Source organism: Aeromonas sp. QDB23 (assembly GCF_027707745.1).
GTDB lineage: Bacteria > Pseudomonadota > Gammaproteobacteria > Enterobacterales > Aeromonadaceae > Aeromonas > Aeromonas allosaccharophila.
Map to the genome: position 1 here is coordinate 58434 of NZ_JAPCJA010000004.1, position 18708 is coordinate 77141.

Below are 18708 nucleotides of genomic sequence, written 5' to 3' on the forward strand. Positions count from 1 at the left end.
CCTTTCCCGATGACGGGAATGATCTCCTCCCTCTGGCCCGGCGTATCAACAGAGGTTCCCAACCGAGGAGTTTGCGATGCGACTGGCGCTGTTTCCCCTATCTGCCCACCTGCTGCCCGGTGGCATCATGCCGCTGCGGATCTTCGAACCGAGATACCAGCGGATGATCGCCGAGGCGGGGGAGTCCGGCTTTGCCCTCTGCATGGTGGACCCTCGCCAGCCCGATGCCCTGCGCAACATGCTGCCCATCGCCACCCGGGTCACCATCATCGATTTCGACCGGCTGCCGGACGGTATGTTGGGGATCACGGTGCAGGGGATGGAGCGGGTGCAGATAGAGGATCTGTGGCAGGAGCCAGACGGCCTGCGCATCGGTGAGGTGAGCCCGCTGCCGGCCTGGCCGCCACGCCGGCTCCATCCCGATCAGCTGCCGCTGGTCGATGCGCTGCGGGAGGTATTTGCCGACTATCCAGACTATGCCGCCCTCTATCCCGTGCCCCGCTGGGACGATGGCAACTGGGTGGCGCAGCGCTGGCTGGAGGTGCTGCCGATCCCGCCCGAACAGAAGCAGCTGCTGCTGGCCGCGGCCGATAATCAGCCTGCCATCGCCCTGCTCAAGGGAGTGCTGGTGGCCAGCCACTGATTTTTTCCTGACCCGCTGATCCGCCAGCGCCGTAGCATCGTATCAGTCATCACCACAGCATGTTCGACAGCACACCAAAGGGATGGCGCAATGGCATATACTGGCCAACCACACTCGACCATACGCAGGATCTCGCCCGTGATGGATAACCCGGATGGCGACCTCAAATCTCTGCTGATCAGGGTGGCAGAGCAGGCCGACAAGGCTGCTTTTGCCCACCTGTTCCAACATTTTGCGCCGCGCATTCGCAGCTATGGCCTGCGCCACCTCGGTAGCGAGGCCAACGCCATGGAGCTGGTGCAGGAGACCATGCTGCTGGTGTGGCAGAAGGCGCGCCTATATCACCCGGAGAAGGGGGCGCCGACCACCTGGATCTATACCGTGATGCGCAACCAGTGCTTCGACATGCTGCGCCGTCGTCGCGCCAGCAAGGAGGATCTCTGTGCCGAGGAGCTGTGGCCGGTGCTGGAGTTTCAGGCCGAAGAGGAGCACCTGAGCGGCGGTGAGGATGCGGTGCTGACCCGTCAGATGGCCCACTATCTGGGCACGCTGCCGGAGCCGCAACAGCAGGTGGTGCGCGGCATCTATCTGCAGGAGTTCTCCCAGCAGGAGCTGGCGGAGCGACTCGGCGTGCCGCTCGGTACCATCAAGTCCCGCCTCCGGCTGGCGTTACAGAAACTGAAAGAGCAAGTGGAGCAAGGCCATGATTAAAGCCCATCCGACCGACCCTATGCTGCGCGCCTTCGCCGCCGACGAGCTCCCTCTGCCACTGGCGGTGGGACTCTCCGCCCACTGTGAACTCTGCCCCGATTGCGCTGCCCGACTGAAAACATTCGAAGAGGAGTTGGCGCAGCAATATCTTGCCTCGCCAGCAGAGCCCGAGCTGGCTCCTCGCGATGACGTGGCGCTGGATGCCGGATTCGACGCCATGCTGGCGGATATTCTGGCGCAGCCCGAACCGGTTGCTGCACCCGTTATCGATCTGCCCCGAGCCCAGTCCGGCGAGCTGGAGGTGGCCGGTCATGCCTACCGCTTGCCACGGGTGCTGGCCCGCTACCGCTCGCCCAAGTGGCGCCATATCGGCGCCATTCGTCAGCAGAGTCTGCCGCTGGACGAGATGGGCGCGCGCGCCAGCCTGCTCCATATCGAGGCGGGTGGCCGCATCCCCGAGCACACCCATCAGGGCTATGAGCTGACCCTGCTGCTGGCGGGCACTATCGAGGATGGCGATACCCTTTACAAGGCGGGAGATTTTATCTGGCGCGATGCCAGCCACTCCCACAGTCCGCACACGCCGGATGGCTGCCTCTGCTACACGGTGCAGGATGCGCCGGTGCAGTTCACCAAGGGTCTGTCGCGGCTGCTGAACGGCATCAGCCAGCACCTCTACTGAGCTCAACCTCTCCATAGATTCGCCATAGAAAAAGGGACCAGATTGGTCCCTTTTGTCATTTCATTGCTGGCTGCCGGTCAGGCGACAAACACCAGATAGACGGCGAACGCCACGATAAAGCGGTAGATGGCGAACGGGATGAAGTCGAGACGACGGATCAGCGCCAGGAAGGTCTTGATGGCAAACATGGCCACCACGAAGGCGGTGATAAAGCCCACCGCAAACATCGGGAAGTCAGCCATGGAGAGGAAGTCGCGGCTCTTGTAGAGATCCAGCGTGCTTGCCGCCATCATCATGGGCACCGCCATGATGAAGGAGAACTCGGCCGCCGCGTGACGGCTGATCCCCATCAGCATGCCACCACTGATGGTGGCGCCGGAGCGGGAGAAGCCGGGCCACAGTGCCAGACACTGGAACAGGCCGATGCCGAACGCCTGCTTGTAGCTGATGTCATCCAGGGTTTCGGCGCTGACGGCCGGGCGGAACTTCTCGGCGATGATCAGCAGGATGCCCCCCGCGATCAACGCGTACATTACTGTCTCTGGCCCGAACAGATGGGCCTTGATCCAGCTGTGGATGGCCAGACCGACCACGATGGCGGGCATCATGCCGAGGATGACGTGGATCAGCGACAGGGTGGCATGATCCTGAGAGGGCTTCTGGCCGAAGTGAATGCCAATCAGGCCAAACAGGCGGCGCCAGAACACGGCGACCACGGCGAGGATGGAGCCAAGCTGGATCACCACTTCGAAGGTGGCGGCCTTGGGCCCTTCAAAGCCCAACAGATGGCCGACGATGATCATGTGGCCGGTGGAGGAGACGGGGAGGAACTCGGTCAGCCCCTCGACGACGCCCAGAATAAAGGCGACCAGCAGGCTATAGGTGTCAGTCATCGAACAAACAATCCTTACTTCGTTGATGTAAAAACGCCCCGGAAGGGTCTCGGGGCGGCTTATCTTGCTCGATTGTGACTGCTGAGGCTATGTAAAAATCATGAAACCTTTAAGTCAGTCGCGGATAAAACGGTAGCGGGTCTGGTGGTGATAACGCTCGCCCGGCAACAACCAGGGGTTGCCCAGTTCGGGGCGATTGGGGCTGTCCGGCAGCTGTTGCGCCTCAAGACAGAAGCCGTCGTGATCCCGGTGTGACTGGCCGCTGCGGTTGGGAGTGTTGGCCAGCCAGTTGCCGGTGTAAAACTGCAGTGAAGGCTGGTTGGTGTAGACCTCCATCGCCAGCTGGCGATCCCCCGAGACCACCCGTGCCGACCACTCGGCAGCCGGTCCGTTGAGCACAAATGCGTGATCGTACCCCTTGGCCTGTTGTTGCTGGGGATGGCTCAGCCAATCCTGGCCAATCAGGCGCTCGTGGCGTAGATCGAACGGCCCCGCCACCGGAGTGATGGCGAGCGGCAGACCGCTCGGGTCGGTGGGCAGGAAGTGGTCGGCATTGATGCTGATGAGGTGGTCACGCACATCGCCGCCATCGGCTGACCCATCGAGATTGAAGTAGGCGTGGCTGGTGAGGCTGACCGGGGTCGGCGCATCCGTGCTGGCGACAAAATCGATCACCAGATCGCTCTGCTCCAGTCGATACTCCAGTGTTACCCGCAGATTGCCGGGAAAGCCCTGATCCCCGCTACGGGAGAGCAACACCAGTTTGACCCGATCTGCCTCCAGCTCCTTGATCTGCCACTGCTGGCGATGAAAGCCTGCCTTCCCGCCGTGCAGACAGTTGGGTGCCTGATTGGCATCCAGCGGCCAGCGCTGGCCATCGCGTACCAGCTCGGCACCGCCAATGCGGTTGGCAAAGCGGCCCGCCACCGCACCCAGCCACACCTGCTGGGTGGGATAGGCGTCGTCGGCACAGCCCAGCAGCACTTCACGGCGCTGGCCCGCCACCGGCAGGGTGAGGGAGGTGAGGGTGGCGCCGAAATTGAGGCCGCGCAGGCGCAGCCCCTCCTCGTTTTCCAGCTCGAATGGCGTCATGGCGCTGCTCATAACTTGCCTGCACCTGTGTTGCCGATCCGGCAGACGTAGCCGTCGGCCTGCATCATAAATGGGCTCATAGTTTTCCCGCCCCCGCGCTGGCACGGCAGACGTAGCAGTCGGCCTTGAGGCCGGAGATGGCCGGATACTCTGCCTCGACCGCGGCGATCACCTCGGCCACTTTCTCCGGGCGCAGCAGGGCGACCACGCAGCCGCCGAAGCCGCCACCGGTCATCCGCACGCCGCCATCAGTTCCGATGTTGGCCTTGATGATATCTACCAGACCGTCGATGGCGGGCACTGTGATTTCGAAGTCGTCGCGCATGGCGGCGTGCGACTCGGCCATCAGTTCGCCGAGACGGGTCAGATCATGGCTCGCCAGTGCATCGGCGGCCGCCAGGGTGCGGGCGTTTTCACCGACGATGTGACGGGCACGGCGGTAGCAAGCATCATCCAGCCCGGCCTTGCCCACTTCCAGTCCGGTCAGATCGAGGTCGCGCAGCGCCTTGACCCCATAGTGACGGGCGGCGGCCTCGCACTGCTGACGGCGGGTGTTGTATTCGCTGTCCACCAGACCGCGGCGCACGTTGGAGTTGACGATCAGCACCGCCAGATCCGCCGGCATGGGGATGAGACGGGTCTCCAGCGAACGGCAGTCGAGCAGCAGGGCGTGATCGGTTTTGCCGCTGGCGGAGATCATCTGATCCATGATGCCGCAGTTGCAGCCAACGAACTTGTTCTCCGCCTGCTGACCGTTGAGGGCGATCTCGGCCTGGCTGATGTCGAGCCCCAGCGCCTCCTTGAAGGCCTGACCGATAGCCACTTCCAGTGAGGCGGAAGATGAGAGCCCCGCGCCCTGTGGCACGTTGCCGGAAACCACCAGATCGAGGCCGCGCAGGGCATAACCACGCGCTTGCAGATATTTCACCACGCCACGGATGTAGTCGCTCCAGCGCTGGCTGGGGTGATGCTCGATGGGCTGCCCGAGGTCGAACTGGTCGCGCTGGTTGTCGTAGTCGGCGGCGATCACCTGCACTTGCTGGTCATCGCGCAGGCCGATGGCGACGCAGGTCTCGTAGTCGATGGCGCAGGGCAGCACGAAGCCGTCGTTGTAGTCGGTATGTTCACCGATGAGGTTGACGCGACCGGGGGCGCGCACCAGCAGATCGGGCGTTTTGGCAAATTGCTCGGCAAAAACGGTGCTGACGCGTTGGCTGGGGGTCATAGGGCCTCCTCATTGGTGTGGCTGGTCTGGGTGTAGTGAATGGGGCTCAGGGCGCGCAGCCGTTCGGCGGCTTGCTCGGGAGTGAGGTCACGCTGGGTTTCGGCCAGCATCTCGAAGCCGACCATGAATTTGCGCACGGTGGCGGAGCGCAGCAGGGGCGGATAGAAGTGGGCATGCAACTGCCACGCCTCGGGGCACTCCGACTTGGGCGGTGCAAAGTGCCAGCCCATGGAGTAGGGGAAGCTGCACTCGAACAGGTTGTCGTAGCGGCTGGTGAGCTCCTTGAGCGCCACCGCCAGATCCTGTTGCTGGGCCTGGGTCAGGTTGAGCATGGAGGGGACGTGCGCCTTGGGCAGCAGCAGGGTTTCGAACGGCCAGGCGGCCCAGAAGGGAACCACGGCGAGCCAGTGCTCGGTCTCTACCACGATGCGCGAGCGATCCGCCAGCTCCCGATCCACATACTCCAGCAGCATGGGGCGGCCGTGCTCGGCCAGCCAGTCGCGCTGGTGCTGCTCTTCACGGGCGATCTCGTTGGGCAGGAAGTCGCTGCCCCAGATCTGGCCGTGGGGGTGCGGGTTGGAGCAGCCCATGACAGCCCCTTTGTTTTCAAACACCTGCACCCACTCCCACTGGGCTGACAGTTCGGCGACCTGATCCATCCAGGTGGTGATCACCCCTTCGATGGCGGGCAGTGGCAGCTCGGGCAGGGTCTTGCCGTGATCCGGCGAGAAGCAGATGACCCGGCTGGTGCCGCGGGCGGCTTCCAACTTCAGCAGGGGGTCGCCTGCGTTATCGGCGGCCGGGGTATCCTGCATCAGAGCGGCGAAGTCGTTGGTAAAAACGAAGGTGCCCTGATAGTCGGGGTTGATGTTACCGGTGACCCGGGTATTGCCGGCGCAGAGGAAGCAGTCGGGATCGTGGGCCTGTTTGGGGGCCTGACTCACTTTCTCCACCTGCCCCTGCCAGGGGCGCTTGGCCCGATGGGGGGAGACCAGCACATACTGACCGGTCAGCGGGTTGAAGCGGCGATGGGGATGATCGACGGGGTTGAACATCATCTCTCCTGAATAAGATATGGAAAATTAAAGTCGTTTATTAACGGGGAGTAGGCCGGCCTACTCCTCGTAACCGTTCGGATTGGCGGATTGCCAGCGCCAGCTGTCGGCGCACATGGCGTCGATGTTGCGGGTCGCCTGCCAGCCCAGCTCGCGCTCGGCCTTGGCCGGATCGGCCCAGCAGGCTGCGATGTCGCCCGGGCGACGCGGTTCGATGCGAAATGGCAGCGGCTTGCCACAGGCCGCAGAGAAAGCGGCGACCAGCTGCAACACGCTCTGGCCCTGACCGGTGCCCAGGTTGTAGGTGTGCACGCCACCCTTGCCAACGCAGTGCTGCAGCGCCTTGACGTGCCCTTCGGCGAGATCCATCACGTGGATGTAGTCGCGCACACCGGTGCCATCAACAGTTGGGTAATCGTTTCCAAAGACCGAGAGGCAGTCGCGACGGCCGATGGCGACCTGAGTGATATAGGGCATCAGATTGTTGGGAATGCCTTGGGGATCTTCCCCCATGGTGCCCGATTCGTGGGCGCCGACCGGATTGAAATAGCGCAGCAGGGTCATGCTCCAGTGCGGCTCGGCGACCTGCAGATCTTCGAGGATCTCCTCGATGATCAGCTTGGATCGCCCGTAGGGGTTGGTGGCGCTGCGGGGGAAATCCTCGCGGATCGGCAAACTGGCGGGATCGCCGTAGACGGTGGCCGATGAGCTGAACACCAGATTGTGCACGCCAGCCCGTTTCATCGCCTGCAGCAGGGTGAGGGTGCCGCCGAGGTTGTTCTCGTAGTAATCCAGTGGAATGCGGGTCGATTCACCGACCGCTTTGAGGGCGGCAAAGTGGATCACAGCATCGATCTGCTGTTCGGCGAAGATCCTGTCCAGCAGGGCCGCATCGCGAATATCCCCTTGATAGAACAGGGGTTGCTGGCCGCTGATGGCGGCGACTCGGGCCAGCACGCTGCGCTTGCTGTTGCCGAGGTTGTCGACCACCACGGGATTCATGCCTGCCGCTTGCAGGGCCAGACAGGTGTGGCTGCCGATATATCCGCAACCGCCGGTGACCAGAACGTTCATCTTGCTCTCCACTGAAAAAGTGTCTGGAAGGAGTCTAGCCGAGGGTGTGGCGACCAAACTGTGAGCTTGCTTGCAAAACAGTGTAAACGATTACACTGTTTTTGTGATTATCCTGACAGCAGATATTTATTTCACCCCTGTTTTCAATGGGTTTGCTGGGTATAATGGCGCTCTATTGCACAGTGAAAGAAGTGAAAACAGCATGAGCACCATCAAGGATGTCGCCCGTTTGGCCAATGTGTCGGTGGCAACGGTTTCACGGGTGATGAACAACTCCCCCAAGGCCAGCGCCGCTTCTCGCGAGGTGGTGCAGAAGGCCATGGCCGAACTGGGCTACACCCCCAACGCCAACGCGCGGGCTCTGGTCAGCCAGACCTGTGACACCATGGGCGTCGTGGTAGGTGACGTGGCGGATCCCTTCTTCGGTGCACTGGTGAAGGGGGTCTCCGGCATCGCCGTCGAGCAGAACCTCCACCTGCTGATGGGTAACGGTTTTCACAAGGCGCGTCAGGAGCGTGAAGCGATCGAGCTGCTGATCGGCAAACGCTGTGAGGCGCTGGTGGTGCACAGCAAGGCGCTGAGCGACGAAGAGCTTTACGATTACGCCATGCGGGTGCCCGGTATGGTGCTGATCAACCGCGATATTCCGGCCCTCAAGGGGCGCTGCATCGCTCTCAACAACCGGCTGGGTGCCGCCACCGCGACTCGCCACCTGATCGAACTGGGTCACCGCCATATCGCCTTTATCAGCTCGGATCACGCCATCGAGGATGCCACCTTGCGCCTGCAGGGTTATCAGGATGGGTTGATGGAGGCTGGGCTGGCAGCCGATCCTGAGCTTATCGAGAGCGGCACGCCGAACGAGGAGGGGGGCGAGCGCGCCATGCTCAACCTGCTGGCCAAGGGGCTCAAGGTGACCGCCGTGGTTGCCTATAACGATGCCATGGCGGCTGGCGCCATCTCCGTGCTGGCGGACAACGGCCTGCGAGTGCCGGAGGAGGTCTCGGTGGTGGGCTTCGATGACATCATCTATGCCAGATACTTGCGCCCCAAGCTCTCCACCATGCGCTATCCCATCGAGCTGATGGCGGCCCAGGCGGCCAAGCTGGCCATTCAGCTGGCGGCGGGGGAGAGTGAAGCGACCCAGAGCCGGATCTATACCCCCACCCTGATCAATCGCCACTCGGTTGCACCGGTTCGGGCCGGATAGCCCCCTTTTGCGGCCCTGTTCGGGGCCGTTTCTTGCACAATTATTGTTTTACCTATTTTTAATCATTTTTACTCCGCTTTACTTAACAAATTCAGTGTAATCGTTTACATCTGTGTGAGCGAGATCGCCGTTCCCTGCGTCATACTTCTCTAGACTGAATACGTTTTCCAATCAGCAGGGAGAGAGTGAATGCTCAGGGAGATAGTGGCGCGTCAGGATTGGCAGACTCAGGCCATTACGTCGGTAAACCGGCTGGCTGCCCATACCCCCATGTTCAGCTGGCGCAGCGAAGCGGATGCCAGAGGTGATCTGGCCTCTTCCTCCCGTCTCTTGCTCGATGGCGAGTGGCGCTTCTCCTTCTTTGCCGCCCCCGAATTAGTGCCCGAGAGCTGGCTGGCGCAGGATCTGGTGGATGCCACTCCCATTACTGTGCCGGGTAACTGGCAGCTGGATGCCGCCTATCCGGCTGAGCGGCCGCTCACCGATGGCCCCATCTATACCAATATCAAGTACCCCTTCCCCTGCGATCCACCGCGAGTACCGGCAGAGAACCCCACCGGTTGCTACTCCCGCGAGTTCGAACTCCCTGCCGAGTGGCTGGCTAGCGGCCAGAGCCGGATCATTTTCGATGGGGTGAGCAGCGCCTTCCACCTGTTCTGCAACGGCCACTGGGTCGGCTACTCCCAGGACAGCCGCCTGCCCGCCGAGTTCGATCTGACCTCGTACCTGCACGCCGGTTGCAACCGGTTGGCGGTGCTGGTGCTGCGCTGGTCTGACGGTTCCTATCTGGAAGATCAGGATATGTGGTGGCTGTCGGGGATCTTCCGCTCCGTCAGCCTGCTGCACAAACCGATCCGCCATCTGATGGATATGCGGGTGACCCCTGAGCTGGATGCCTGTTATCGGGATGGCCGTCTCAAGATTGCACTGCAGGCAGCCAATGCGGCCGGTTTGTCGGTGGAGGCCAATCTCTATGACTGTAGCGAGCGGGTCGCGACCCTGCGCCAGCCGATCGGCACCCAAGCCATTGACGAAAAAGGGGCTTATGACGATCGCGCCGAGCTGTGGCTCGACGTGGCGGCGCCGCACAAGTGGAGCGCCGAGACGCCCCATCTCTATCGCCTGACCCTGACCTTGTTGGACGAGCAGGGCCAGGCCATCGAGAGCGAGGCGTGCGATGTGGGCTTTCGGGTGGTGGAGATCCGTGGCGGCCTGCTGCGGGTCAACGGTCAGCCGCTGCTCATTCGCGGTGCCAACCGCCACGAGCATCACCCCGCCAAGGGTTATGCCATCGATCGCGCCACCATGGAGCGGGATCTGCTGCTGATGAAGCGGCACAATTTCAATGCGGTGCGTTGCTCCCACTATCCCAACCACCCCGATTTTTATCGTCTGTGCGATCGGCTTGGCCTCTATGTGGTGGACGAGGCGAATCTGGAGACCCACGGCATGACCCCCATGGGGCGGCTGGCGCGGGATCCCGCCTGGAGCAACGCTTTTCTGGAGCGGGCGACCCGCATGGTGGCACGGGATTTCAACCACGCCTCGATCATCATCTGGTCGCTCGGCAACGAGTCGGGTTACGGCCCGGCCCACGATGCCATGTATGGCTGGATCAAGCGCAGCGACCCGAGCCGTCCGGTGCAGTACGAGGGGGGCGGGGCCGATACCCCGGCCACCGACATCATCTGCCCCATGTATGCCAGAACCCATCAGGATCAACCCTTCCCGGCGGTGCCCAAGTGGGCGCTGGCCAAGTGGATCGGCCTGCCCGGCGAGCACCGGCCGCTGATCCTCTGCGAATATGCCCACGCCATGGGCAACAGTCTGGGGGGCTACGCCCACTACTGGCAGGCGTTTCGCGATCATCCACGTCTGCAAGGCGGCTTTGTCTGGGATTGGGTCGATCAGGGGCTCGACAAATACACCGCCGATGGCCGCCACTACTGGGGCTATGGCGGCGATTTTGGCGATCTGCAAAACGATCGCCAGTTCTGCTGCAACGGCCTGCTGTTCCCGGATCGCACCCCCCATCCCGCCCTGTGCGAGGCGAAGCGTGCCCAGCAGCCGTTCCGCTTCACCCTGCTTGAGCACACCCCGCTGCGGGTGCGGATCGAGAGCGAATACCTGTTCCGGGAAACCGATAACGAGCGGCTCAGCTGGCAGCTGTGCGAGAACGGCCATGTGCAGCAGCAGGGGGAGGTTTCCCTCACGCTGGCGCCACAGGGGGTGGTCGAGTTAACCCTGAGCGAGACACTGCCCGCCTTTGCGGCAGGCTCACTGGCCTGGCTCGATCTGGCCATCGTTCAGCCACAGGCCACCCTCTGGTCGCAGGCGGATCACAAGGTCGCCCGTCAGCAGTTCACCCTGCCGACCCCCCTTGCTCTGCCTGCTCCTGCCGCTGCCGCCACCCTGAGCGAGCAGTCGGATGGCTGGCGGATCACTGCCGCAAACAGCCAGTGGTGGCTCGACAAGCAGAGCGGCCGCATCACCAGTTGGCAAAAATCGGGGCAGGAGCAGCTGCTGGCGCCGGTCATGGATCACTTCTACCGCGCGCCGCTGGACAACGACATCGGCACCAGCGAAGCGGATCACGCCGACCCTGGCTCCTGGATTGCTCGCTGGCAGGGCTGTGGTCTCGGTCAATGGCAACACCGCTGTTTGGGGATTGCGGTCGCCGGAGCGGATATCCGGGTCAGTCACGGTTACTTCCACCACGATGAGCTGCTGCTGGTGAGTCACTGGCATCACCGCTTTACCGACGATGGCACCATGAGCCTGGAGATAGAGACCGAGCTGGCGCAGACGTTGCCGTCGCTGCCGCGGATCGGTCTGCTGCTCCATCTGGCCGAGGTGCCGGCGCGATCCGAATGGCTGGGGCGAGGTCCTCACGAGAACTATCCGGATCGCCTGCTGGGCGCCGATCTGGGGCGCTGGAGTTTGCCGCTGGAGGCGATGCACACCCCTTATATTTTCCCGAGCGACAACGGCTTGCGCTGCGATATCCGTCAGCTGCAGCTGGGCAGCACGACGGTGAGCGGCAGCTTCCATTTCAGTGCCAGCCGCTTCAGTCAGCAACAGCTGGCCGCAGCTCGTCACCAGAGCGATCTGGTGGCCGAAGAAGGGCTGTGGGTTTGTCTTGATGGCGCCCACATGGGGGTAGGTGGCGATGACTCCTGGAGCCAGAGCGTACGTCCCGAGTATCAGTTGCTGGGGCGCCGTTACCGCTGGGGTTGCACTCTCGGTTGAATCAGTCGGACCGTTTTGACAACAGAGCGATAACGACTAGCCTCTATGCAGTGGAATTGTTTGAGTCTCTCATTCGGATTTAATTCTTATGTCATTGATAAATAAAATAAAACCTTCAATGTAACAGAGTGTAATCGTTTTCATTTTGTCGTCATGATCACAGAAGAAATGACAACAAACTGATTACATTGACTGGCGCTTGCTCAATTGCTCGCCACCCTACAAACAAACAGATAGATACATCGGAGCACACACAATGAAAAAACTGACGACCGTTGCCGCCCTGCTGATGGGCATGATGGCTGGCGCCAATGCCCAGGCTGACACCCGTATCGGGGTGACCGTCTACAAATACGATGACAACTTCATGGCGGTAGTGCGCAAGGCCATCGAGAAGGAGGCGGCGGCCACTCCGGGTGTGGAGCTGCTGATGAACGACTCCCAGAACGACCAGTCCAAGCAGAACGACCAGATCGACGTGCTGCTGGCCAAAGGGGTGAAGGCGTTGGCCATCAACCTGGTTGACCCGGCAGCGGCGCCGGTGGTGATCGAGAAGGCTCGCGGTGAAGATATCCCGGTGGTCTTCTACAACAAGGAGCCGAGCGCTACCGATCTGGCCAGCTATGACAAGGCCTACTACGTGGGGACCGACTCCAAGGAGTCAGGGATCATCCAGGGTCAGCTGATTGCCAAACACTGGAAAGCCCATCCGGAGTGGGATCTGAACAAGGATGGCGTGATCCAGTTCGTGCTGCTGAAAGGGGAGCCGGGCCACCCGGATGCGGAAGCCCGTACCTCCTACGTGATCAAGACCCTGAACGATGGCGGCGTCAAGACGGATCAGCTGCACATGGATACCGGTATGTGGGATACCGCCATGGCGAAAGACAAGATGGACGCCTGGATCTCCGGCCCCAACGCCAACAAGATCGAAGTGGTCATCGCCAACAACGATGGTATGGCAATGGGCGCGGTCGAGTCACTGAAAGCCCAGGGCAAGAGCAATATCCCGGTATTCGGCGTCGATGCGCTGCCGGAAGCGCTGGCCATGGTCAAGAGCGGTGCCATGGCGGGCACCGTGCTGAACGATGCGGCCAACCAGGCCAAAGCCACCTTCGAGCTGACCAAGAACCTGGCTGAAGGCAAACCGGCCGGTGAAGGTACCAACTGGAAGATCGACAACAAGGTAGTGCGCGTTGCCTACGTTGGTGTGGATAAAGACAACCTGTCCCAATTCGAGTAATTCCCCCTCCAGGGCAAGGGAGATCCCCTTGCCCTTTTTTCAACCAGATGTGATGGCTGATATGACAACACAGCAACAATCAGAATGGCTGTTGGAGATGATTGACGTCAGTAAGAGCTTTCCCGGCGTCAAGGCACTCGATAATGTCAATTTACGGGTCCGTCCTCATTCTGTGCATGCGTTGATGGGCGAGAACGGAGCGGGGAAATCCACCCTGCTCAAGTGCCTGTTCGGCATTTACGAGAAGGATCAGGGCAAGATCTTCTTCAAGGGGCAGGAGATCAACTTCACCTCCTCGAAAGAGGCGCTGGAAAATGGCGTCTCCATGGTGCATCAGGAGCTCAACCTGGTGTTGCAGCGCTCCGTGATGGATAACATGTGGCTCGGTCGCTACCCCACCAGGGGGTGGTTTATCGACCACGGCAAGATGTATGACGATACCAAGCGCATCTTCGATGAGCTCGACATCGACATCGACCCGCGGGTCAAGGTGGCGACCCTGTCGGTCTCCCAGATGCAGATGATCGAGATCGCCAAGGCGTTCTCCTACGATGCCAAGATCGTCATCATGGACGAACCCACCTCCTCGCTGACCGAGAAAGAGGTGAACCACCTCTTCAAGATCATCAACAAGTTGAAGGAGAAGGGGTGCGGCATCGTCTACATCTCTCACAAGATGGAGGAGATCTTCCAGCTCTGTGACGAGATCACCATATTGCGGGATGGCCAGTGGGTGGCAACCCAGCCGCTCAAGGGCATGACCATGGATCAGATCATCGGCATGATGGTCGGCCGTGAACTGACCCAGCGCTTCCCGGAAAAAACCAACCAGCCGAAAGAGGTGATCCTCGAGATCGAACACCTGACGGCGAAGAACCAGCCCTCCATTCAGGATGTGACCTTCAACCTGCACAAGGGGGAGATCCTCGGCATTGCCGGACTGGTGGGGGCCAAGCGCACCGATATCGTCGAGACCCTGTTCGGTATTCGCGATCGCAGCCAGGGCAGCATCAAGCTGCACGGCAAAGAGGTGGCCAACTACAACGCCCACGAAGCGATCCGCAACGGCTTTGCGCTGGTGACGGAAGAGCGCCGCTCCACCGGTATCTACTCCCGGCTCGATATCGCCTTCAACTCCCTGATCGCCAACATGGACAGCTACAAAGGCTCCATGGGGCTGCTCAGCGACAACAAGATGAAGAGCGATACCCAGTGGGTCATCGACTCCATGCGGGTCAAGACGCCGACCCAGCAGACCCAGATCGGTTCCCTCTCCGGGGGCAACCAGCAGAAGGTGATCATCGGTCGCTGGCTGCTGACCCAGCCGGAGATCCTGATGCTCGACGAGCCCACCCGCGGCATAGACGTCGGGGCCAAGTTCGAGATCTACCAGCTCATCCTGGAGCTGGCGAAGAAGGACAAGGGGATCATCATCATCTCGTCAGAGATGCCGGAATTGCTGGGGATCACCGACCGCATCATGGTGATGAGCAATGGCCGGGTCGCCGGGATCGTCAATACCAAAGAAACTGACCAGAGCGAGATACTGCGCCTGGCATCTCTGTACCTCTAGAGACAGGAAGACATTTATGGAGTCGGCTAAAAATTTCAATCTGATGCAGGCGCTCAAGGAAAACGCCATCTATTTGGTGCTGCTGGTGCTGCTCATGGTCATCGTGATCCAGGAGCCATCCTTCCTGAGCCTCACCAACTTCAGCAACATCCTGACCCAGTCCTCGGTGCGGGTCATCATCGCGCTGGGGGTGGCGGGCATCATCATCACCCAGGGGACGGATCTGTCGGCCGGTCGTCAGGTCGGTCTGGCGGCACTCATCGCGGCAACCATGTTGCAGGCGCTGACCAACGTCAACAAGGTGTTCCCGACGCTGGGAGAGGTACCCATTCCGGTGGTGATCCTGCTGGTGTGTGTGGTGGGGGCGCTGATTGGTCTGGTCAACGGTCTGATCGTGGCCTACCTGAACGTCACCCCGTTCATTACCACCCTGGGCACCATGATCATCGTCTACGGCATCAACTCCCTTTACTTTGACTCGGTCGGGGCGTCGCCGGTGGCCGGGTTTGATCCCCGCTTCTCCAGCTTTGCCCAAGGGTTTATCCGGATAGGAGGATTCAAGCTCTCGTATCTCACCTTCTATGCGGCCATCGCCAGCGTCTTTGTCTGGGTGCTGTGGAACAAGACCCGCTTTGGCAAAAACATCTTCGCCATCGGTGGCAACCCGGAAGCAGCCAAGGTCTCCGGCGTCAATGTGGCGGTCAATCTGGTGATGATCTATGCGCTGGCGGGGGTGTTCTACGCCTTCGGCGGCATGCTGGAAGCGGGCCGTATCGGTAGTGCCACCAACAACCTCGGCTTCATGTACGAGCTGGATGCCATCGCGGCGTGCGTGGTGGGCGGCGTGTCGTTTGCTGGCGGGGTGGGCACGGTTGCGGGTGTGATCACCGGCGTACTCATTTTCACCCTGATCAACTATGGTTTGACCTATATCGGGGTCAGCCCTTACTGGCAGTTCATCATCAAGGGCGGCATCATCATTCTGGCGGTGGCACTGGATTCCATGAAGTACGCCAAGAAGAAATAACGATTGGCAGGGAGGGTTGGCGCTGCCAGCCCTCTCTTCTGGAGGGAACCCATGCCATTCAAGGTCAAGATTTACCTCTTGCTGCTACTGGCCATTCTGGTCACCATCGGCACCGCCGGGCTCAGCGTCAACCACTTCATCAGTGGCTACATTCGCACTCAGGCGACCCACAACATCAACGAGCAGATCACCCTGGTCAAAGAGAAGCTGGCCAGCGACATCAATCAGAAAATCCTGTTGGCCGCCAACCTCAACTTCGGGGTGACCAACGTCAAGAAGACCCTGCAAGAGACCGGCTTTCACAACATCGTCAAGGTGATCGGCGACATGGCCTTCGATGTGAGCGGGGTCATCAACGACAGCGCCAGAGTCGATGCCCTGCGCAAGCTGATCCCCGCCGCCAACAACCAGATCACCGTCAGCTCGCTGCAACAGGTGGATGGCAAGCCGGTCATCACTATTCTGGTGCCGCGCGGTGCCGATTCCGCCTATCTCTACTACCTCGACATGAGCGAGTTCAAAAGCCTGCTGGAGAAGATGAGTGGCGAGGGCCGTTACTTCTCGCTGGCCGACAGTCAGGGCAACAGCCTCTATGACAGCAAGCCGCAAGGGGAGAGCGAAGCGCGCCCCAACCAGCTGGATATTCGCGGCAGCAGCTGGACCCTGACCGGTTACATCGACCTTGACTACATCCGTGCCATGACCCGGTCCCTCAACGGCCAGATCATCATGGCGCTGTTCGGTGTGGCGATCGTGGTGATGGTGCTGGCGATGCTGGCGCTCAATGTGGCCTATCGACCCATTGTCTCGTTGCGGGATCTGGTGCTGGAGCTCTCCCGTGGCAGCGGCGATCTCACTCGCCGGTTAGCGGTGACCAGCAAGGATGACCTCGGTCAGATCTCGGCCGGGATCAACCGCTTTATCGAACGGTTGCAGGAGATGATGGGGGAGGTGCGGCAGGCAAGCGGCCAGCTCAACAGCGGCATCGAGGGGCTGGCCAGTCAGACCGGCGCCGCCCAGTCCCTGCTGGCGGACCATGTGCGCGAGACCGAGCAGGTGGTGACCGCCATCAACGAGATGAGCCGCACTGCGGTCTCCGTCTCCGAGAGTGCGGCCAGCACCGCCCAGCTCACCGGCCAGAGCCAGCAGCTGGCGAGCCAGTCACGTCAGGTGGTGGATCAGGCGATGGCCAGCGTGATGGCGCTGGTGGACGAGGTGGAGGAGACCGCTCGCTCCATCGAGGCGATGCAGCAGGATGTGCAGCAGATTGGCTCAGTGCTCGGGGTAATCGGCAGCATTGCCGAACAGACCAACCTGCTGGCGCTCAACGCCGCCATCGAGGCGGCCCGCGCAGGGGAACAGGGCCGTGGCTTTGCGGTGGTGGCGGACGAGGTGCGTTCCCTTGCGGCCCGCACCCAGAAGAGCACTGCCGAGATCCAGACCATGCTGGCCAGCCTGCAGCGCGGCACCCGGACTGTGGTGGAGGCCATGGGCAACACCAAGCAGAGCTGTCAGGGGGCGGCCGAGAACACCACCAAGGTCAACGAGTCGCTGGATCTGATGGCGGGAGAAGTGGTGGAGATCAACGATCTCATCAGCCATATCGCCACGGCGGCGGAGCAGCAGAGTGCGGTGGCCGAAGAGATCAACCGCAACATGAGCGCCATCGCCGAGGTGATCCGTCAGCTGACCCACAACGGGGAGGCAACGGTCGCCAGTTCCGCGGCGATGGGGCAGACCTACGACCGGCTGCGGGAGATAGTGGGCCACTTCCGGTTGGAGTGAGGCCGATGTTCAGCCAATAACAAAACAGGGCCATCCGGCCCTGTTGTTGTTTTCCCTTCTGCCTGAATCAACCGGCCTTGCGGCGCAGATAGACCCCGGCTTCCATGTGATGGGTCCAGGGAAACTGGTCGAACAGGGCGAAACGGGCGATCTCGTGGGTCTCGCCCAGTACCGCCATGTTGGCCTGCAGAGTCTCGGGATTGCAGGAGATATAGAGGATGTTGTCGTACTCCTGCACCAGCTTGACGGTGGCATCATCGAGACCGGCGCGGGGCGGATCGACGAAGATGGTGTTGCACTGGTAGCTCTTGAGATCGACACCCTTGAGGCGGTTGAACTCCCGCTCGCCACGCATCGCCATGGTGAACTCTTCGGCTGACATGCGCAGGATGATCAGGTTGTCGACGCCGTTGGCGGCGATGTTGAACTGGGCGGAGTCGACGCTCGGCTTGGCGATCTCGGTGGCCAGCACCTTGCGGAAGTTCTGCGCCAGCGCGATGGAGAAGTTACCGTTGCCGCAATAGAGCTCCAGCAGGTCCCCTTCGCTCCCCTTGGTCACATCGAGTGCCCAGGCCAGCATCTGTTCGTTGATGGCGGCGTTGGGCTGGGTGAAGCTGTTCTCCACCTGCTTGTAGGTGAGCTGGCGACCCGCCACGTTGAGCTGCTCAATGACGAAGTCATCCCCCAGACAGATCTTCTGCTTGTGGGCGCGGCCGATTAGCTGCAGTGCGAACCCCTTGGCGCGCAGGTCTGCCTGCAGCGCCTCGGCGGCCTGTTGCCACTCGGCTTCCAGCTTGCGGTGATAGAGCAGGCTGACAATGATCTGGCCGGACTGGGTGGAGAGGTAGTCGATCTGGAACAGCTTGCGGCGCAGCACCGGGTGCGGGCGCAGCCCCTCCAGCAGCAGCGGCATCAACTGGTTGATGAGGCGGCTGGCGGTGGGGAAGTGGTCTATCTTGATGATCTCTTTGGTCGCCGGGGCATACATGCAGTGGAAGAGGTCATCCCCTTCGTGCCAGATGCGAAATTCGGCGCGCATCCGGTAGTACTCTGCCGGTGAGCTGTGCACTTCCAGCGCCGGGAGGGTGAAGCCGGCAAACAGCTCGGTGAGGCGAGCGCTCTTTTCGTCGAGTTGGGCCTGATAGTCGGCCGCGGTTCTAGGGGCCGGAGCGTTCGCGGAAGGCTGTTGGGATTGGGTCATAAATACCTCACATGCACACCGGCCGGGCCGGGTCGAAATCGGGGG

Annotated in this window: 15 protein-coding genes; 9 read left to right on the forward strand and 6 right to left on the reverse strand. The window is 61.3% G+C overall.

Annotation, left to right across the window (positions count from 1 at the left end; genetic code table 11):
* The first annotated feature begins 76 nt into the window (after positions 1-76).
* The 3 genes from PG888_RS03010 (at position 77) to PG888_RS03020 (ending at position 2036) form a co-directional block, all read left to right on the forward strand.
* Positions 77-643 (forward strand): LON peptidase substrate-binding domain-containing protein, encoded by a 567-nt coding sequence (locus PG888_RS03010; RefSeq protein WP_139406088.1) that lies wholly within the window; start codon positions 77-79, stop codon positions 641-643.
* A gap of 141 nt (positions 644-784) precedes the next feature.
* Positions 785-1354, forward strand: coding sequence for a sigma-70 family RNA polymerase sigma factor (locus PG888_RS03015; RefSeq protein WP_162518057.1), 570 nt, complete (start codon positions 785-787; stop codon positions 1352-1354).
* Positions 1347-2036 (forward strand): ChrR family anti-sigma-E factor, encoded by a 690-nt coding sequence (locus PG888_RS03020; RefSeq protein WP_270692637.1) that lies wholly within the window; start codon positions 1347-1349, stop codon positions 2034-2036. Before PG888_RS03015 ends, PG888_RS03020 begins: the two co-directional genes overlap by 8 nt.
* Positions 2037-2113: 77 nt before the next feature.
* Here PG888_RS03020 and bacA read toward each other — a convergent pair whose 3' ends face one another.
* From bacA to galE, 5 genes are all read right to left on the reverse strand, one after another.
* Positions 2114-2929, reverse strand: a complete 816-nt coding sequence (gene bacA / locus PG888_RS03025) for an undecaprenyl-diphosphate phosphatase (protein ID WP_182938494.1) — start codon at positions 2927-2929, stop codon at positions 2114-2116.
* A gap of 114 nt (positions 2930-3043) precedes the next feature.
* A complete protein-coding gene (galM, locus tag PG888_RS03030; protein ID WP_270692638.1) occupies positions 3044-4033 on the reverse strand; it encodes a galactose-1-epimerase in 990 nt (329 codons plus the stop codon).
* A 64-nt stretch (positions 4034-4097) separates the two neighbouring features.
* Positions 4098-5246, reverse strand: a complete 1149-nt coding sequence (galK, locus tag PG888_RS03035) for a galactokinase (protein WP_270692639.1) — start codon at positions 5244-5246, stop codon at positions 4098-4100.
* Complete coding sequence (locus tag PG888_RS03040) at positions 5243-6301, reverse strand: UDP-glucose--hexose-1-phosphate uridylyltransferase (protein ID WP_270692640.1); 1059 nt, start codon at positions 6299-6301, stop codon at positions 5243-5245. The genes galK and PG888_RS03040 overlap by 4 nt, the downstream gene beginning before the upstream one ends.
* A 60-nt stretch (positions 6302-6361) precedes the next feature.
* Positions 6362-7375: a UDP-glucose 4-epimerase GalE gene (gene galE / locus PG888_RS03045; protein ID WP_108541424.1), complete on the reverse strand. Its 1014-nt coding sequence runs from the start codon at positions 7373-7375 to the stop codon at positions 6362-6364.
* A 202-nt stretch (positions 7376-7577) separates the two neighbouring features.
* Between galE and PG888_RS03050 the strand changes: the two genes are divergently transcribed.
* The 6 genes from PG888_RS03050 (at position 7578) to PG888_RS03075 (ending at position 17462) form a co-directional block, all read left to right on the forward strand.
* Complete coding sequence (locus PG888_RS03050; protein ID WP_021230745.1) at positions 7578-8585, forward strand: substrate-binding domain-containing protein; 1008 nt, start codon at positions 7578-7580, stop codon at positions 8583-8585.
* Positions 8586-8774: 189 nt separating this feature from the next.
* Positions 8775-11834, forward strand: a complete 3060-nt coding sequence (locus PG888_RS03055) for a beta-galactosidase (protein WP_270692642.1) — start codon at positions 8775-8777, stop codon at positions 11832-11834.
* Positions 11835-12090: 256 nt separating this feature from the next.
* Complete coding sequence (gene mglB / locus PG888_RS03060; RefSeq protein ID WP_042059495.1) at positions 12091-13077, forward strand: galactose/glucose ABC transporter substrate-binding protein MglB; 987 nt, start codon at positions 12091-12093, stop codon at positions 13075-13077.
* 52 nt (positions 13078-13129) lie between these two features.
* Complete coding sequence (gene mglA, locus PG888_RS03065) at positions 13130-14650, forward strand: galactose/methyl galactoside ABC transporter ATP-binding protein MglA (RefSeq protein WP_270692644.1); 1521 nt, start codon at positions 13130-13132, stop codon at positions 14648-14650.
* A gap of 16 nt (positions 14651-14666) precedes the next feature.
* On the forward strand, positions 14667-15677 hold the full coding sequence (gene mglC / locus PG888_RS03070) for a galactose/methyl galactoside ABC transporter permease MglC (protein WP_033136342.1): 1011 nt from the start codon (positions 14667-14669) through the stop codon (positions 15675-15677).
* A 51-nt stretch (positions 15678-15728) separates the two neighbouring features.
* A complete protein-coding gene (locus PG888_RS03075; RefSeq protein ID WP_270692645.1) occupies positions 15729-17462 on the forward strand; it encodes a methyl-accepting chemotaxis protein in 1734 nt (577 codons plus the stop codon).
* Between the two features lie 67 nt (positions 17463-17529).
* Here the strand turns inward: PG888_RS03075 and trmA are convergent, their stop codons facing one another.
* Positions 17530-18663: a tRNA (uridine(54)-C5)-methyltransferase TrmA gene (gene trmA / locus PG888_RS03080; protein WP_075113748.1), complete on the reverse strand. Its 1134-nt coding sequence runs from the start codon at positions 18661-18663 to the stop codon at positions 17530-17532.
* Positions 18664-18708: the final 45 nt, after the last annotated feature.

What these genes read in the sequence shown, in the direction of transcription:
- PG888_RS03010 (WP_139406088.1), top strand. Translation starts at nt 77, where the DNA reads ATGCGACTGGCGCTGTTTCCCCTATCTGCCCACCTGCTGCCCGGTGGC.
- PG888_RS03015 (WP_162518057.1), top strand. Translation starts at nt 785, where the DNA reads ATGGATAACCCGGATGGCGACCTCAAATCTCTGCTGATCAGGGTGGCA.
- PG888_RS03020 (WP_270692637.1), top strand. Translation starts at nt 1,347, where the DNA reads ATGATTAAAGCCCATCCGACCGACCCTATGCTGCGCGCCTTCGCCGCC.
- bacA (WP_182938494.1), bottom strand. Translation starts at nt 2,929, where the DNA reads ATGACTGACACCTATAGCCTGCTGGTCGCCTTTATTCTGGGCGTCGTC.
- galM (WP_270692638.1), bottom strand. Translation starts at nt 4,033, where the DNA reads ATGAGCAGCGCCATGACGCCATTCGAGCTGGAAAACGAGGAGGGGCTG.
- galK (WP_270692639.1), bottom strand. Translation starts at nt 5,246, where the DNA reads ATGACCCCCAGCCAACGCGTCAGCACCGTTTTTGCCGAGCAATTTGCC.
- PG888_RS03040 (WP_270692640.1), bottom strand. Translation starts at nt 6,301, where the DNA reads ATGTTCAACCCCGTCGATCATCCCCATCGCCGCTTCAACCCGCTGACC.
- galE (WP_108541424.1), bottom strand. Translation starts at nt 7,375, where the DNA reads ATGAACGTTCTGGTCACCGGCGGTTGCGGATATATCGGCAGCCACACC.
- PG888_RS03050 (WP_021230745.1), top strand. Translation starts at nt 7,578, where the DNA reads ATGAGCACCATCAAGGATGTCGCCCGTTTGGCCAATGTGTCGGTGGCA.
- PG888_RS03055 (WP_270692642.1), top strand. Translation starts at nt 8,775, where the DNA reads ATGCTCAGGGAGATAGTGGCGCGTCAGGATTGGCAGACTCAGGCCATT.
- mglB (WP_042059495.1), top strand. Translation starts at nt 12,091, where the DNA reads ATGAAAAAACTGACGACCGTTGCCGCCCTGCTGATGGGCATGATGGCT.
- mglA (WP_270692644.1), top strand. Translation starts at nt 13,130, where the DNA reads ATGGCTGATATGACAACACAGCAACAATCAGAATGGCTGTTGGAGATG.
- mglC (WP_033136342.1), top strand. Translation starts at nt 14,667, where the DNA reads ATGGAGTCGGCTAAAAATTTCAATCTGATGCAGGCGCTCAAGGAAAAC.
- PG888_RS03075 (WP_270692645.1), top strand. Translation starts at nt 15,729, where the DNA reads ATGCCATTCAAGGTCAAGATTTACCTCTTGCTGCTACTGGCCATTCTG.
- trmA (WP_075113748.1), bottom strand. Translation starts at nt 18,663, where the DNA reads ATGACCCAATCCCAACAGCCTTCCGCGAACGCTCCGGCCCCTAGAACC.